Source organism: Psychrobacter sp. TB20-MNA-CIBAN-0197 (assembly GCF_040309765.1).
Classification (GTDB): domain Bacteria; phylum Pseudomonadota; class Gammaproteobacteria; order Pseudomonadales; family Moraxellaceae; genus Psychrobacter; species Psychrobacter submarinus.
Map to the genome: position 1 here is coordinate 1 of NZ_JBEOPC010001194.1, position 245 is coordinate 245.

At 51.4% G+C, this 245-nt stretch carries 1 protein-coding gene; it reads right to left on the minus strand.

What is annotated here, in order from left to right:
- On the minus strand, nt 1-245 hold a 245-nt coding region (locus AAEY83_RS17730; RefSeq protein WP_351061305.1), incomplete at both ends, for a hypothetical protein.

Consider the following 245-nt stretch of genomic DNA (forward strand, 5'->3'; position numbering starts at 1 on the left):
TAGAGCAAGAAGTGCGTACTGCGCGAGGTTATCGCCAAGCGGGTTTCCAGCGCCCGGGCTCTGGAGGTGAGCATGTAATGCTGCAATCGCAGGCGAAACTGTCGATTGATGAAGCGTTCAAATTCCCCGGCATCCGATCCTGCCTCAAGAATGGCTACACGATAGTCGGCCTGTTGATTCTTGAGTGTCTCCTGAAAGCCCTGCAGATAATCCTTGAGGTGTAAATCCGTAATATCCATTACTTC